Origin of the sequence: Massilia sp. Mn16-1_5, assembly GCF_004798585.1 — a bacterium.
In the GTDB taxonomy this organism is placed as follows: domain Bacteria; phylum Pseudomonadota; class Gammaproteobacteria; order Burkholderiales; family Burkholderiaceae_D; genus Telluria.
The window spans coordinates 71,963-84,502 of record NZ_PPXQ01000014.1 but is presented as its reverse complement, the minus strand read 5'-3'; the positions used below and the strand labels follow the sequence as shown (position 1 = coordinate 84,502).

Here is a 12,540-nt window from a genome sequence, read left to right as displayed (position 1 = left end):
AACGATGAACAAGATTCGCAAGGCCGTCTTTCCTGTAGCAGGCCTGGGCAGCCGCTTCCTTCCCGCCACCAAGGCGCAGCCGAAGGAGATGCTGCCGATCGTCGACAAGCCGCTGATCCAGTACGCGGTCGAGGAGGCGGTCGCCGCCGGCGTGACCGAGATGATCTTCATCACCGGCCGCAACAAGCGTGCCATCGAGGACCATTTCGACAAGGCCTACGAACTCGAGGCCGAACTGGAAGCGGCCAACAAGCAGGCCCTGCTCGAACTGGTGCGCGGCGTGATCCCGAAGAACGTCAACTGCATCTACATCCGCCAGTCGGCGCCGCTGGGCCTGGGCCACGCGGTGCTGTGCGCGCGGCCTGTGGTCGGCAACGAACCCTTCGCCGTGCTGCTGGCCGACGACTTCATGGATACCGAGCGCGGCACCAAGCCGGTGCTGGCCCAGATGGCCGAGGTCTACGACTACGAGAAGTGCAGCGTGCTGGCGGTGCAGGACGTCCCGCGCGAGAACACGCGCCAGTACGGCATCGTCAAGGCCGACGCCTATCGCAAGCATCTCGAGCTGGTCTCGAACATCGTCGAGAAACCGCTGCCGGACGAGGCGCCCTCGACCCTGGCCGTGGTCGGGCGTTATGTCCTGTCGGGCGCGATCTTCGACCACCTGGAAAACCTGGGCACGGGCACCGGGGGCGAGATCCAGCTCACCGACGGCATCGCCTCGCTGATGCGCGCCGAACGCGTGCTCGCCTACCGCTACGCCGGACAGCGCTATGATTGCGGTTCGAAGCTCGGCTACCTGGAGGCGACGACGGCGATGGGCCTGAAGCACCCGGAAACGGCTGCGGGCTTCCAGGCTTTCCTGGCCAAGCTGGCAAAGGAGAACGGACATGGCAGTACGTGAGATCCTGAAGATGGGCGACCCGCGCCTGCTGCGCGTGGCCGATCCCGTCACCGCATTCGGCACGCCGGAACTGGAGGCCCTGGTGGCCGACATGTTCGATACCATGCACGCCGCGAACGGCGCCGGCCTGGCCGCGCCGCAGATCGGCGTCAACCTGCAGCTGGTGATCTTCGGCTTCCGGAACAACCTGCGCTACCCGGACGCGCCGGAAGTGCCGGAAACGGTGCTCCTGAACCCCGTCCTGACACCTTTGTCGGACGAGATGGAAGAGGGCTTCGAAGGCTGCCTCTCGGTCCCCGGCCTGCGCGGCAGCGTGCCGCGCCATACCCGCCTGCGTTATGAGGGCGTCGACCAGTACGGCAAGCCGATCCGGGTTGACGCCGAAGGCTTCCATGCGCGCGTGGTACAGCACGAGGTCGACCATCTGCTGGGCATCCTGTATCCGATGCGGATCCGGGACTTTTCGCGCTTCGGGTTTACCGAGGTGATGTTCCCGGGGCTGGATCCGGCGGCGGACGATTGATGGCGATGCAGGAACAGATGCTGGACGTGCGCGTCAGTGGCGACCTGCTGCTGGTCGAGACGCAAGGCGAGATGAACGAAGCCATGCTGCGCGACTGCCAGCTGCGCGTGCTGGAACTGGCGCATGTGACCGGCCTGCGCCGTGTGCTGTACGACGCGCGCGCGATGCTTGCTCCCGGAGCGGACATCGCCCTGATGCAGCAGGAGCTCGACGGCCAGCTCGGCGGCATCAAGCTGCGCCGCGCGATCGTGGTGCCCGGAACCCGGCTGGCCTACCTGGCGCGCATCGCCTTCTTTGAGGGCGAGGATCGGGTGTTTTATGACGATGTCGATGCGGCGCAGGCCTGGCTGCGTGAGGTTTGATCCGGGCCGCGTGCGCGCCCACGCTATTCTTTCGGATACGGACTCTTCCCACCCTCCGCAATGAAGCGGTCGATCCTTGCCGCCAGCACTGGCAGCGGCACCGATCCCAGCTGCAGCACGGTATCGTGGAAGGCGCGGATATCGAACTTGCTGCCCAGCGCCTCTTCCGCCTTGGCGCGTGCCTCCATGATCGCCATCTGTCCCAGGTAATACGACAGCGCCTGGCCTGGCCAGGAGATGTAGCGGTCGACTTCCGTCGTCACCTCGTGTTCGGACAGCGCCGTGTTTTCGCGCAGGTAGGCCTGGGCCTGCGCGCGGGTCCAGCCCTTGGCGTGGATGCCGGTGTCTACCACCAGGCGCGCGGCGCGCCAGGCCTGGTAGCTGAGCATGCCGAAGACCTCATAGGGCGTCTCGTAGATGCCCATCTCGCTGCCCAGGCGCTCGGCGTACAGGGCCCAGCCTTCGCCGAAGGCGGAAATGTAGGCCCTGCGGAAGGGCGGCACGCCTTTCTGTTCCAGCGCCACCGGCATCTGGAAGGCGTGGCCGGGCGCCGATTCGTGCAGGGTCAGGGCGGGCAGGCTGTAGAGGGCGCGCGCCGGCAGGTTCCAGGTGTTGACCAGGTAGACGCCGGGACCGCCGCGGCCGGCCGTGTAGTAGGGCGCCTGCTCTAGCGGCACCGGGCGGATCGCGAAGCGCTGGCGCGGCAGGTAGCCGAAGTACTGGCCCGCTTTCGCGTCGAACTTCTTGGCGATCCAGGCCGCGCGCATCAGCAGTTCGTCGGGCGTCTTGGCGTAGAACTGCGGATCGCTGCGCAGATAGGCCAGGAAGGCGGGCAGGTCGCCCTTGAAGCCCGACTGGCGGATCGTTTCCATCATCTCGGCGCGGATCTTCGCCATCTCGGCAAGACCGATGCGGTGGATCTCGTCGGCGCTCAGCTTCGTGGTCGTGAACTCGAGGATCTTCGACTGGTAATAGGCTTGTCCGTCCGGGAGGCTGGTCGCGGCCAGTGCCTCGCGCGCACGCGGCATGTAATCGGAACGCATGAAGGCCAGCACGCGCGCATACGCGGGCTGCACGTGTTCGCGGATCGCGGCCAGGCCTTGCGCGCGCAGCAGCGCCTGTTCGGCTGCGGGAATCGCGGCAGGCATCACCTTGAAGGGCTGGTAGAAGACGGTGGCCTCGGGCGCGCTTTCCGCCACCGATGCCAGCGCCGCGTCGCGTCCGGCCAGGGTCACGCGCGGCGGCGTGAAGCCGCGCGCCAGGCCCGCGCCCATGTTGGCCAGCTGTTCGTCGAAGTAGCGCGGCAGCTTGCCCAGGCGCGCCAGGTAGCGGCGATAGCCGGCGGCACTGGCGATGGGCTGGCGCGCGCCGTAGGTGACGTCGGTCCAGAAGGCGCTGTCGGCATTCACAGGCTGCTCGTACTCGCGAAAGCGCAGTTCCTCGACAAAGGCGGCGATCTGGGCGCGGTAGACCTGGTAATCGATCTTCCCGGATGCGGACAGGGCGGCGGCGTCGATGGCGTCGAGCTGGCGCAGCACGTCTTGCCAGTGCGCCAGGCGCGCCGCCTGCGAGGCGGCGTCCACATGCGGGTAATCGCTGCTGACCTCGTCCCGGGCGGCATCGTCGTCCGCCAGACGCTGTTGGACGCGCCACTGCCACTCGGCGCGGTGGATCGCCGCGAAGCGCGCGTCGGCGCCGGCGGCGGCAGGCGCAGGGGCTGCGCGGGCAGGGGCGGCCGGCGCCGGTCCGCACATCAGGATGCCTCCGCATAGCGCTGCGGCCACGGTGTGTTTCATCATCTCCCGCCCTCGTGTCTGTTTTTCTGAATGGCATTATGTCGTACAAAAAATTGCGCCGCTAAAAAACTTGTCCGGAAACCATCGAACGCGTAGGAATTTGCCCCTTCTTCATATGAAAAAATAAAAATTGCCCGTATTACCTCTATAATCGATGTTCAGCCGGCCAGACGGCGGATGAACATATAACAAACGACAGCTGAACAGCGAGCATGGACCACAACGAAGGCCGGCGGCCACGGTCGCCCGACGATGCCGACGAGATCAATAGCACCGGCACCGCGGCACTCGTGGAGCCCTGGCTGCTCCTGAGCGAACAGCTCACGCCCCTGATCGGCGAAAGCGGATTTTGCGCCCTGTTCGGGCGCGCATTGCGCTTGTCGACCGTCCGCTTCGAGCGCCTGGGCAGCTGTGACAGCGCCCGGCCCGTGGCCGACCTGCTGATGTCCCTGACGAGAACCCTGAACGAGATCGGACCCGAGCACGCCGCGCAAGCGAATGGCGTTCTGCTCGGCACTTTCACTACGCTGCTGGGTAACTTGATCGGCGAAGCGCTAACGCAACAGCTGTTACACGTCGCACAAGAAGGCGCAAACGGGCAGAAGCATGGACAGGAGCAGAAGTAAATGAGCGATAAAGTAGCCTTGGGGCTCTTGCAAACCGGTGTGCCAGGACTGGACACGCTTCTCGGTGGAGGCCTTCCCGAGTTTTCGTTCAATCTCGTGGCCGGTCCGCCCGGCAGCGGCAAGACGACGCTGGCGCACCAGATCATGTTTGCCCTTGCCACGCCCGAGCGGCGCGCGCTGTTCTTCACTGTGCTGGGCGAGCCGCCCCTCAAGATGCTGCGTTACCAGCAGCAGTTCTCCTTCTTCGACGTGAAAAAGGTGGGGCCGGCGATCCGTTACGTGAACCTGGGCGAAACCCTGCGCGCGGGCGATTTCAGCGGCGTACTCGACCGCATCATGGCCGAGGTCGAGTCCTTCTCGCCCTCGCTGGTGTTCGTCGATTCCTTCCGCTCCGTGGTCCAGACCGCCAAGGCCGGCAACGAGGGCGTGTCCGACCTGCAGTACTTCATCCAGGAACTGGGCACCCGCATGACGAGCTGGCAGGCAACGACCTTCCTGATCGGCGAATACATGCACACCGACCCGGAAGCCAATCCAATCATGACGGTGGCCGACGGCATGCTTTCGCTGACCCAGGTGCACGAGCACAGCACCGTCGTGCGCAAGATGCGCGTCGTCAAAATGCGCGGGCGCGCCCACCTGGCCGGCTCGCACAACTTCCGCATCACCGACGACGGCCTGCGCACCTACCCGCGCATCCTGCCGCCGCTGGCCGACGACCGCCAGCCGGGCGTCGCCGTCGACCGCGAACCGAACCGCATTCCCACCGGCGTGCCCGGGCTGGACGAGCTGCTGCACGGCGGCCTGCCGCAGGGACACACGCTGCTGGTGTCGGGGCCGACCGGTTCGGGCAAGACCATCATCGCCACCCGCTTCCTGCAGGAAGGGGTGCACCAGGGCGAGAAGGGCGTGGCCGTGTATTTCGAGAAGGGCACGCCGCGCCTGCGCAATGCCGAGCTGGCGGAAATGGTCCAGGGCGGCCACGTCGCCATTGTCGAAAGCCGCCTGCTCGACCTCACCGTCGACGAACTGATCGACGAGATCCAGGCCACCCTGCAGCGCACCGGCGCGCGCCGCCTGGTGATCGATTCGCTGTCCGAATTTGCGCTCTACATGGCGCCGGAATTCCACGCCGACCTGCGCCAGGCCGTGTTCCGCCTGCTGAGCGTGGTCGCCAAGCATGGCGTCACGGCCCTGGTCACGCTCGGCGTGGACGACGATTTCACGGGACTGCATTTCAGCCAGGCCAACATCTCCTATCTGACCGATGCGATCGTGGCCCTGCGTTACGCCGAGGTCGACGGCCGGCTGCAGAAGTTCATGTCGGTCGTGAAGGTGCGCGGCTGCGATCACAGCACGGACTTGCGCGGCTACCGGATCACCGATGCCGGGCTCGAGATCGACGGCGATGCCACCGAGGTGGCCGGCGTACTTGCCGGCGGCTGCGTCCGGACGGTCGGACCGAGATGAGGAGTACAGGGAATGTTCCACGACGACGAGACCGGTTCGATGCAGCGTTCCCTTGATCCCACGGACGCCAGCGCCGCGCCCGACGTCTACACCGATGCCCTGCATCGCCACATCGGCAGCCTGGAGCAGGAAGTGGCGCGCCTGCGCGCGGCCCTGGCCGGCAAGGAAGAGCTCGAAAAAAGCGTGGCGCGGCTGCGTGAGGCCAACGAGCACCTGGTGCTGGCGGCCATCAACGAGCAGGCCCTGCGCGACGATGCCGAAGCGGCCAACCGGCGCCAGAACGAATTCCTGGCCATGCTGGCGCACGAACTGCGCAACCCGCTGGTGCCGATCAGCATGTCGTCGATGCTGCTGGAACGCTCGGCCAATGCCTCGCCGCAGCTGCTGAATTTCACCAAAGTCATCCGGCGCCAGGTCGACCACATGGCGGCCCTGCTCGACGACCTGCTCGACGCCGCGCGCATCAGCAGCGGCAAGATCACCCTGAACCTGGAACCGCTGTCGCTTTCGGAAACGATCGACCAGGCGCTGGAAACCGTGTTGCCGCGTATCGCCGAGCGCAGCCAGGAATTCACGCTCGATCTCCCCAAGGAGGAAATCGCTGCCCGCGGCGACCGTGTGCGCCTGACCCAGGTGTTCACGAACCTGATCGGCAATGCCTCGAAATACACGGGCGACGGCGGACATATTTCGCTCAGCGTGCGCCGCGAAGGCGAGGAGATCGTCGCCGTGGTCGCCGACAACGGCACCGGCATCGCCCCGGAAGTGCTGCCGCATATCTTCGACCTGTTCACCCAGGGACCGCGCTCGCTGGCGCGCTCGGAAGGGGGACTGGGCGTGGGCCTGAACGTGGTGCGCAACCTGGTGAGCATGCATGGCGGCACGATCACGGCCGACAGTCCGGGTGTCGGGCAGGGCAGCCGCTTCACCCTGCGCCTGCCCAGCTGCGCCTTGCCGGCGGCCGCCCCGGTGCTGCCGTCACCCGCAAGCCTGTCCGGTGGCCGTTGCCGGGTCCTGATCATCGAAGACAACCCCGATGCCTGCGAAACCCTGAAAGCCTTCCTCGATATGGAAGGGCACGAGGTGGCGACGGCGCGCGACGGCCAGGCCGGCCTCGACGCGCTGCTCGGCCAGGACTTCGACGTCGTCGTCTGCGACATCGGCCTGCCCGGCATGGATGGCCTGGAGGTCATGAGCCGCCTGCGTGCTTCGGACGCCGGCGCGCGTCCGGTGGCGATCGGCCTGTCCGGCTACGGCCAGCTCGAGGACCGCGCCCGCGCCACGGCCGCCGGCTTCGACCACTACCTGGTGAAGCCGGTCAGCCCGGACGCGCTGCTGGCACTGGTGGCGGCGCGCGCCTGATTCATCCCGGGACGATCCCGCTTATCCACGTGCGCCACAGGTCCCGCGCCGCGTCCTGGTAGCGCGCCGCCGCGGCCATCAGGATCTGGCGCGCGTCAAGCGCCATCAGTTCGGGCGGCAGCAGCGGATCGCGCACGAGCAGGCCGATTGCCTCGCGTCCCAGCAACAGGGACTCGCGCAAGGCCTCGACGACCCCATCCTCGCGCATGTGCGCCGTGTGGGCCTCCAGCGCGCCGGCCACGGCGACGTATCGACGTTCCAGCGCTTCCGTTTTCCACAAGCTTCTGGCCCGCGCCTGGCCCGCTTCGTCCAGGCCGGTCAGGCGAAACAGCGTCGCCTGCGGCGCCAGGCCCAGTCCCGGCAGGCGCGTACGCAGCCCTTCGACGCCGCCTTCCAGGTTGTCCGGGCGCAGGTGCAGGCCGGGCTCGAACTGGGCGAAGCCGCGCAGGGCCAGGGCCAGGCAGTGACGGCGCCACGCGGTCTTGTCCGCGCGCTGGACCAGGCTGTCGTGCACCGCCCACCCAGTCGCCGTGCCACGCCACCATCCCGCTACCCTTGCGCCGCCACGCATCGACGTCGCCGAACAGCGGCCGCGCCCCCGGGCTGATCGCATACACCCCGCGCGCCGGCTGGCGCAGCTTGCCCTGTTCGCACAGGCGGTTCAGCGCCACGCGCACCGCCGTCTCGCTCAGCCCCATGACGGCGCCGGCGCGGCACAGCACGTGCGAGGAGAGGGCGGTCCCGTTGGCGATCAGGAGGTCGAGGATCACCTCCGGCGCCTTGGGCTGGGAGCGCGCGATATTACAGGTCATGTCCACGGTTGCGTAATAAGGAAACAATTCTTAGTATCTCCTTATTACCGATTGGAAAGCAATAGAAGGCAGGCTTTGAAAGACATCCTGTTCACGACCGATGGCGCCGTCTGCGCGATCACGATCAACCGTCCCGACTGCCGCAACGCCGTCGACGGACCGACCGCGGTGGCGCTGCGCGCCGCTTTTGAGCGCTTCGAGCGCGATCCCGCGCTGCGCGTGGCGGTGCTGTCCGGGGCCGGCGGCAACTTCTGCGCCGGCGCCGACCTGGCCGCGGTCGCCAACCCGGCCCTGCGCAACGAACTCGATCCGAGCGGCGGCGGCAGCGGCCCGATGGGGCCGACCCGCATGGCCTTGTCGAAGCCCCTGATCGCGGCCGTCAGCGGTTACGCCGTGGCCGGCGGCCTGGAACTGGCGCTGCTGGCCGACCTGCGCGTGGCGGACGAGGACGCGGTGTTCGGCGTGTTCTGCCGGCGCTGGGGCGTGCCCCTGATCGACGGCGGCACGGTGCGCCTGCCGCGCGTGATCGGCATGGGACGTGCGCTGGACATGATCCTGACCGGCCGTCCGGTGGGCGCGCCCGAGGCGCTCGGCATGGGCCTGGTGAACTACCTCGCCCCGCCCGGCAAGGCCCTCGACCGCGCCTGCGATCTGGCGCACGCCATCGCGGCCTTCCCGCAGGCCTGCATGCTGGCCGACCGCAGTTCCGCCTACGCGCAGTGGGACCTGCCGCTGCCGGAGGCGCTGCGCCAGGAAGGCGCGCGCGGCACACCGGTGGTCTTTGCCGAAGGGCTGGCCGGCGCCAGCGAATTCGTCGGAGGCGCAGGGCGCCACGGCAGTTACCAATCCTGAGACACGCAGCACCGGCCCGGTAATCACATCAACGCAGACAGGAGACATCGATGCAAGGGGAATCGAAGCAGAGCGGGCGGGCGCAGGGCCCGACCTATCTCGAACTGATCCGGCGCGGGGCGCTGCAGCACGGGCCGCGCACCGCCATCGTCTTCGGCGAGCAGACGATGAGTTTTGCCGAGGTCGATGCCGTCAGCAGCCGCCTCGCCCATGCGCTGCTGGGGCTGGCCCCGCAGCGTAGCCGGATCGGCCTGCTGCTGAATAACGGGCTGTACCGCGTACCGGTCGATTTCGCCTGCGTGAAGGCGGGCATGAACCGGGTGCCGCTGAACACCCGGCTCTCGCTGGCCGAGCATACGCGTATGCTGCGGGAAGCCGGCTGTACCAGCCTGGTCTTCGGTCCGGGCCTGGCCGAGCAGGCCGCCGCCCTGGCCGCGGCGCTGCCCGGCCTGCGCTGCGTCGGCATTGGCGCCAGCGGCGGTCAGTTCGCCACCCCGGCGCCCGATTTCCTCCAGCACCTGGATGCCTTCCCGAGCGAGGCGCCGCGCATCGACATCGAGCCCGACGACGTCGTGCTGACCCTCTACACCTCGGGCACCACCGGCACCCTGAAGGCGGCCCAGCACACCCAGTCCACTTTCGCGGCCATCTGCCGCAATGTCCTGACCAACCTGTTGAATGCGACGGCGGACGACGTCATGCTGCACGCGGCCTCGCTGATCCACGCCAGCGGCGTCTTCGTGCTGCCGTTCTGGCTGCGCGGCGGGCGCACCGTGATCCTGCCGGGCTTCGAGCCGGGCGCCTTCCTGCGCGCGATCGAGCAGCACCGCGCCACCGCCATCAACCTGGTGCCGACCATGCTGCAGATGCTGTTCGAGCATCCGGATGCCGCAGGCCTCGATGTCACGTCGCTGAAATACGTGATCTACGGCGCCTCGCCGATGCCGCGCGCCGTGATCGAGCGCGCCATGGCCGCCTGGGGCCGGGAGCGCTTCTGGCAGTACTATGGCCAGACCGAAGTACCGCTGTGCCTGACGGTGCTGCGGCCCGAGGACCACGTCGATGAACTGCTCGACAGCTGCGGCCAGCCCGCCGGCGATGTCGAGATCCGCTTGCTCGATGCTGACGGCCGCGAGGCCGCGCCCGGCACGCCAGGCGAAATCACCGTGCGCGCCCCCTCGGCCTTCAAGGGTTATCACAACGCGGCGGAACTGAATGCCGACACCTTCGTCGAAGGCGGCTGGGTGCGCACGCGCGACATCGGCGTGTTCGACGAACGGGGTTTCCTGCGCCTGAAGGACCGGACCTCGGACATGATCATCAGCGGCGGCTACAACGTCTATCCGAGCGAGGTGGAAAATGCGCTGCTGACCCACCCTGCGGTGCGCGAGTGCGCGGTGGTCGGCCTGCCCGACGAGAAGTGGGTGGAAGCGGTGACGGCGGTGGTGGTGCTGCGGGCAGGGCACCAGCCGAGCGAAGCGGAACTGATCGCCCACGTCGGCGCGGCGCTCGCCTCCTACAAGAAGCCGCGCCGCATCGTGTTCGCAGGCAGCCTGCCGAAAACGACGGTGGGCAAGATGAACCGCAAGGCCTTGCGCGATTCCTTGCGCGGATAGGCGCGGCTTATGGCGTGGCGGACCGCTCCTGCCACGCCTGGCGCGTGATCTCCCACGTGGCGTGCGGCCGTTCGTACCAGGTCTCTTCGCCGCGGTAGCGCATCCCGAGTTTTTGCATCACACGGGCCGAATTCGCGTTCTCCGGGAGGCAGACCGCGACCAGCAGCGGCGCCTCCAAGGCCTCGAAGGCCTCGAAGGCCCAGCCGGCCATCGCTTGCGCAGCTTCCAGGGCCAATCCCTGTCCCCACTTGTCCGGCACCAGGCGCCAGCCGATCTCGTGCGGGCTGGCCGGATCGCGCCCCAGGTGCTGGATGCAGCCGGCGCCGACCAGGCGATCGGTCTCGCGCTCGATGAAGGCCCACCACGAGAAGCCATGGTGCGCCCAGCGTTCCTTGAGGAGTGCGATCATGCGGCGGGTCTGTTCCGGCGTTTCGGGCGCGCCCGTGATGAAACGCATCACCTCGGGCAGACGGTTCATGGCCTGCAGGCCGTCGAAGTGATGATCGTCGATCGGTTCCAGGCGCAGGCGTTCGGTGCTCAGAATTGTCATGGGTGTTCCGACATAAAAAAGGGCCGGCGAACCGGCCCTTCATTGCGCGCTTACTGGTGCGCGTTATGCGTCGCCGTCAGGCGCCGCATCATCGGCAGCACGGCCAGCGCGATCAGGGTGCAGATCACGGCGGCGATGCCCAGCTTGTTGAACAGGCTGGTGTAAATCGGCAGGGTCTGCAGCGGATCGGTCATGCCTTGCGGGACGCTGGCCATGTTCGCGACCACGCCGCCCAGGTATTGCGAGATGCCGGTGGCGACAAAATAGGCGCCCATCATGAAGCCGCCCATGCGTGCCGGCACGTAGCGCGCCACCATGGCCAGGCCCAGGCCGGAGACCAGCAGTTCGCCCAGCGAATACAGGCCATAGCCGGCGATCATGATCCAGGACGAGGTCAGGCCGTTCACGGCGAACTGGCCGGCGAAGCCGTAGGTGAAGAAGCCGGCGGCAACCACGGTGAAGCCGAGCGCGAACTTGCCGGCGATCGACAGGTCCTTGCCGGTGCGGCCGGCGCGGGTGTAGACCAGGGCCAGGACCGGGCTCAGGACCATGATCCAGATCGCGTTCAGGGCCTGGAACTGGGCCGGCGACCAGGTCCACAGGTGGGCGCCCAGCACATTGAATTCGAGGTCGACGTTACGCAGGGCGAACAGCGAGAGCGAGGTGCTCATCTGCTGGTAGAAGATGAAGAAGAACACGGTCTGCAAGGTCAAGACCAGGGCCGCGATCAGGCCGGCGCGTTCGCTCTGCTCGCTCTTCCTGATCAGGTGCACGAAGATGCCCAGCACGACGACGCCGGCCAGGTAGACGAAGACACGGGCGATGCTCTGGTACTGCAGGATCACGGCCGACACGCCGACGGCGACCACGCCGCCGCCCAGCACCATGGCGAGCTTGCCCATGTCGAGCGGACGTTCGTCAGGGAGGGAGCCGACGTGGCGGATGGTGGCGCGCATCATCAGGAGGGTCAGGATGCCGATCATCAGGCCGACGCTGCAGACGCCATAGGCGATGTGCCAGCCGATTTCGCTGCCGTGGGCCGCGTTGAAGTAATCCTTGATCGCCGGCGTGGCCAGCATCGAGAAGGTCGAGCCGACGTTGACGGCCATGTAGTACATGGTGAAGGCGCTGTCGATCTTCGAATCGTCGCCTTCGTAGATCTTGCGCACCAGGTTGGCGGTGTTTGGCTTGAACAGGCCGTTGCCGACCACGATCACGCCCAGCGCCGAGAACAGGAACCAGGTATTGGTCGTCGGCACCGCCATCAGGGCGTAGCCGAGCGAGAGGATCATGGCGCCCAGCACCATGCAGCGTTTGGTGCCCAGCACCTTGTCGCCGATCCAGCCGCCGATGGCCGGTGCGACGTAGATCAGGGCCGCCGCGGCGCCCCAGACCAGGTTGGCGCGGCTGTCTTCGAAGCCCATGCGCTGGACCATGAAGTAGACGATCAGCGCCTGCATGCCGTAGTAGCCGAAGCGTTCCCACAGCTCGATCATCCAGACGGTCACGAACGAGCGGGTCTGGCTGTACGGGAGGATTTCCGTTTTCAAGTTTTCTCCTTGGAATTGTTGACTGTCGATTCCAGCTCGTGACCGGAAGCAAGCCGTTGCATGCTACGCGAGGGCAGGGGAATAGGCAATATCCGTAGGGCGGGCATGCCCGCGCGT

12 protein-coding genes and 1 pseudogene are annotated in these 12,540 nt (G+C 67.1%); 8 read left to right on the top strand and 5 right to left on the bottom strand.

The genetic code is table 11. The features are described 5' to 3' along the window. Positions 1 to 4: 4 nt before the first annotated feature. The 3 genes from galU to C2862_RS17405 are packed head-to-tail and all read left to right on the top strand — an operon-like array spanning position 5 to position 1,789. Complete coding sequence (gene galU / locus C2862_RS17415) at positions 5 to 904, top strand: UTP--glucose-1-phosphate uridylyltransferase GalU (RefSeq protein WP_136221408.1); 900 nt, start codon at positions 5 to 7, stop codon at positions 902 to 904. After that, positions 891 to 1,427: a peptide deformylase gene (def, locus tag C2862_RS17410; protein ID WP_136221407.1), complete on the top strand. Its 537-nt coding sequence runs from the start codon at positions 891 to 893 to the stop codon at positions 1,425 to 1,427. Before galU ends, def begins: the two co-directional genes overlap by 14 nt. Continuing rightward, on the top strand, positions 1,427 to 1,789 hold the full coding sequence (locus C2862_RS17405) for a hypothetical protein (protein WP_136221406.1): 363 nt from the start codon (positions 1,427 to 1,429) through the stop codon (positions 1,787 to 1,789). The genes def and C2862_RS17405 overlap by 1 nt, the downstream gene beginning before the upstream one ends. Before the next feature lie 23 nt (positions 1,790 to 1,812). On the opposite strand, the gene C2862_RS17400 is transcribed toward C2862_RS17405, so the two are convergent. Beyond that, entirely contained in the window at positions 1,813 to 3,588 is a 1,776-nt protein-coding gene (locus C2862_RS17400; protein WP_229467487.1) for a DUF885 family protein, read from the bottom strand. A 209-nt stretch (positions 3,589 to 3,797) separates the two neighbouring features. Here C2862_RS17400 and C2862_RS17395 point away from each other — a divergent pair, with 209 nt between their 5' ends. From C2862_RS17395 to C2862_RS17385, 3 genes are read left to right on the top strand one after another with little or no spacing between them, the layout of a single operon-like run. Continuing rightward, positions 3,798 to 4,211, top strand: coding sequence for a hypothetical protein (locus C2862_RS17395; RefSeq protein ID WP_136221405.1), 414 nt, complete (start codon positions 3,798 to 3,800; stop codon positions 4,209 to 4,211). Continuing rightward, positions 4,212 to 5,681, top strand: a complete 1,470-nt coding sequence (locus C2862_RS17390) for an ATPase domain-containing protein (protein WP_136221404.1) — start codon at positions 4,212 to 4,214, stop codon at positions 5,679 to 5,681. 12 nt (positions 5,682 to 5,693) lie between these two features. After that, complete coding sequence (locus C2862_RS17385; protein ID WP_136221403.1) at positions 5,694 to 7,043, top strand: ATP-binding protein; 1,350 nt, start codon at positions 5,694 to 5,696, stop codon at positions 7,041 to 7,043. Position 7,044: 1 nt separating this feature from the next. On the opposite strand, the gene C2862_RS17380 is transcribed toward C2862_RS17385, so the two are convergent. Together C2862_RS17380 and C2862_RS26010 are read right to left on the bottom strand one after the other, a co-directional pair. After that, on the bottom strand, positions 7,045 to 7,614 hold the full coding sequence (locus C2862_RS17380) for a hypothetical protein (RefSeq protein ID WP_229467486.1): 570 nt from the start codon (positions 7,612 to 7,614) through the stop codon (positions 7,045 to 7,047). Positions 7,615 to 7,687: 73 nt separating this feature from the next. After that, positions 7,688 to 7,741, bottom strand: a pseudogene (locus C2862_RS26010) (hypothetical protein); the annotation flags it as partial. Between the two features lie 189 nt (positions 7,742 to 7,930). Here C2862_RS26010 and C2862_RS17375 point away from each other — a divergent pair. Both C2862_RS17375 and C2862_RS17370 read left to right on the top strand, forming a co-directional pair. Further along, positions 7,931 to 8,707, top strand: a complete 777-nt coding sequence (locus C2862_RS17375) for a crotonase/enoyl-CoA hydratase family protein (protein WP_136221402.1) — start codon at positions 7,931 to 7,933, stop codon at positions 8,705 to 8,707. 50 nt (positions 8,708 to 8,757) lie between these two features. Beyond that, positions 8,758 to 10,323, top strand: a complete 1,566-nt coding sequence (locus tag C2862_RS17370) for a class I adenylate-forming enzyme family protein (protein ID WP_136221401.1) — start codon at positions 8,758 to 8,760, stop codon at positions 10,321 to 10,323. Positions 10,324 to 10,330: 7 nt separating this feature from the next. On the opposite strand, the gene C2862_RS17365 is transcribed toward C2862_RS17370, so the two are convergent. Together C2862_RS17365 and C2862_RS17360 are read right to left on the bottom strand one after the other, a co-directional pair. Next, positions 10,331 to 10,873: a GNAT family N-acetyltransferase gene (locus C2862_RS17365; protein WP_136221400.1), complete on the bottom strand. Its 543-nt coding sequence runs from the start codon at positions 10,871 to 10,873 to the stop codon at positions 10,331 to 10,333. A gap of 50 nt (positions 10,874 to 10,923) precedes the next feature. After that, on the bottom strand, positions 10,924 to 12,423 hold the full coding sequence (locus C2862_RS17360; RefSeq protein WP_210736032.1) for a peptide MFS transporter: 1,500 nt from the start codon (positions 12,421 to 12,423) through the stop codon (positions 10,924 to 10,926). Positions 12,424 to 12,540: the final 117 nt, after the last annotated feature.

Excerpts from the sequence above, each read along its gene's own strand:
- galU (WP_136221408.1), top strand. The coding sequence starts at position 5 with ATGAACAAGATTCGCAAGGCCGTCTTTCCTGTAGCAGGCCTGGGCAGC.
- def (WP_136221407.1), top strand. The coding sequence starts at position 891 with ATGGCAGTACGTGAGATCCTGAAGATGGGCGACCCGCGCCTGCTGCGC.
- C2862_RS17405 (WP_136221406.1), top strand. The coding sequence starts at position 1,427 with ATGGCGATGCAGGAACAGATGCTGGACGTGCGCGTCAGTGGCGACCTG.
- C2862_RS17400 (WP_229467487.1), bottom strand. The coding sequence starts at position 3,588 with ATGATGAAACACACCGTGGCCGCAGCGCTATGCGGAGGCATCCTGATG.
- C2862_RS17395 (WP_136221405.1), top strand. The coding sequence starts at position 3,798 with ATGGACCACAACGAAGGCCGGCGGCCACGGTCGCCCGACGATGCCGAC.
- C2862_RS17390 (WP_136221404.1), top strand. The coding sequence starts at position 4,212 with ATGAGCGATAAAGTAGCCTTGGGGCTCTTGCAAACCGGTGTGCCAGGA.
- C2862_RS17385 (WP_136221403.1), top strand. The coding sequence starts at position 5,694 with ATGTTCCACGACGACGAGACCGGTTCGATGCAGCGTTCCCTTGATCCC.
- C2862_RS17380 (WP_229467486.1), bottom strand. The coding sequence starts at position 7,614 with ATGCGTGGCGGCGCAAGGGTAGCGGGATGGTGGCGTGGCACGGCGACT.
- C2862_RS17370 (WP_136221401.1), top strand. The coding sequence starts at position 8,758 with ATGCAAGGGGAATCGAAGCAGAGCGGGCGGGCGCAGGGCCCGACCTAT.
- C2862_RS17365 (WP_136221400.1), bottom strand. The coding sequence starts at position 10,873 with ATGACAATTCTGAGCACCGAACGCCTGCGCCTGGAACCGATCGACGAT.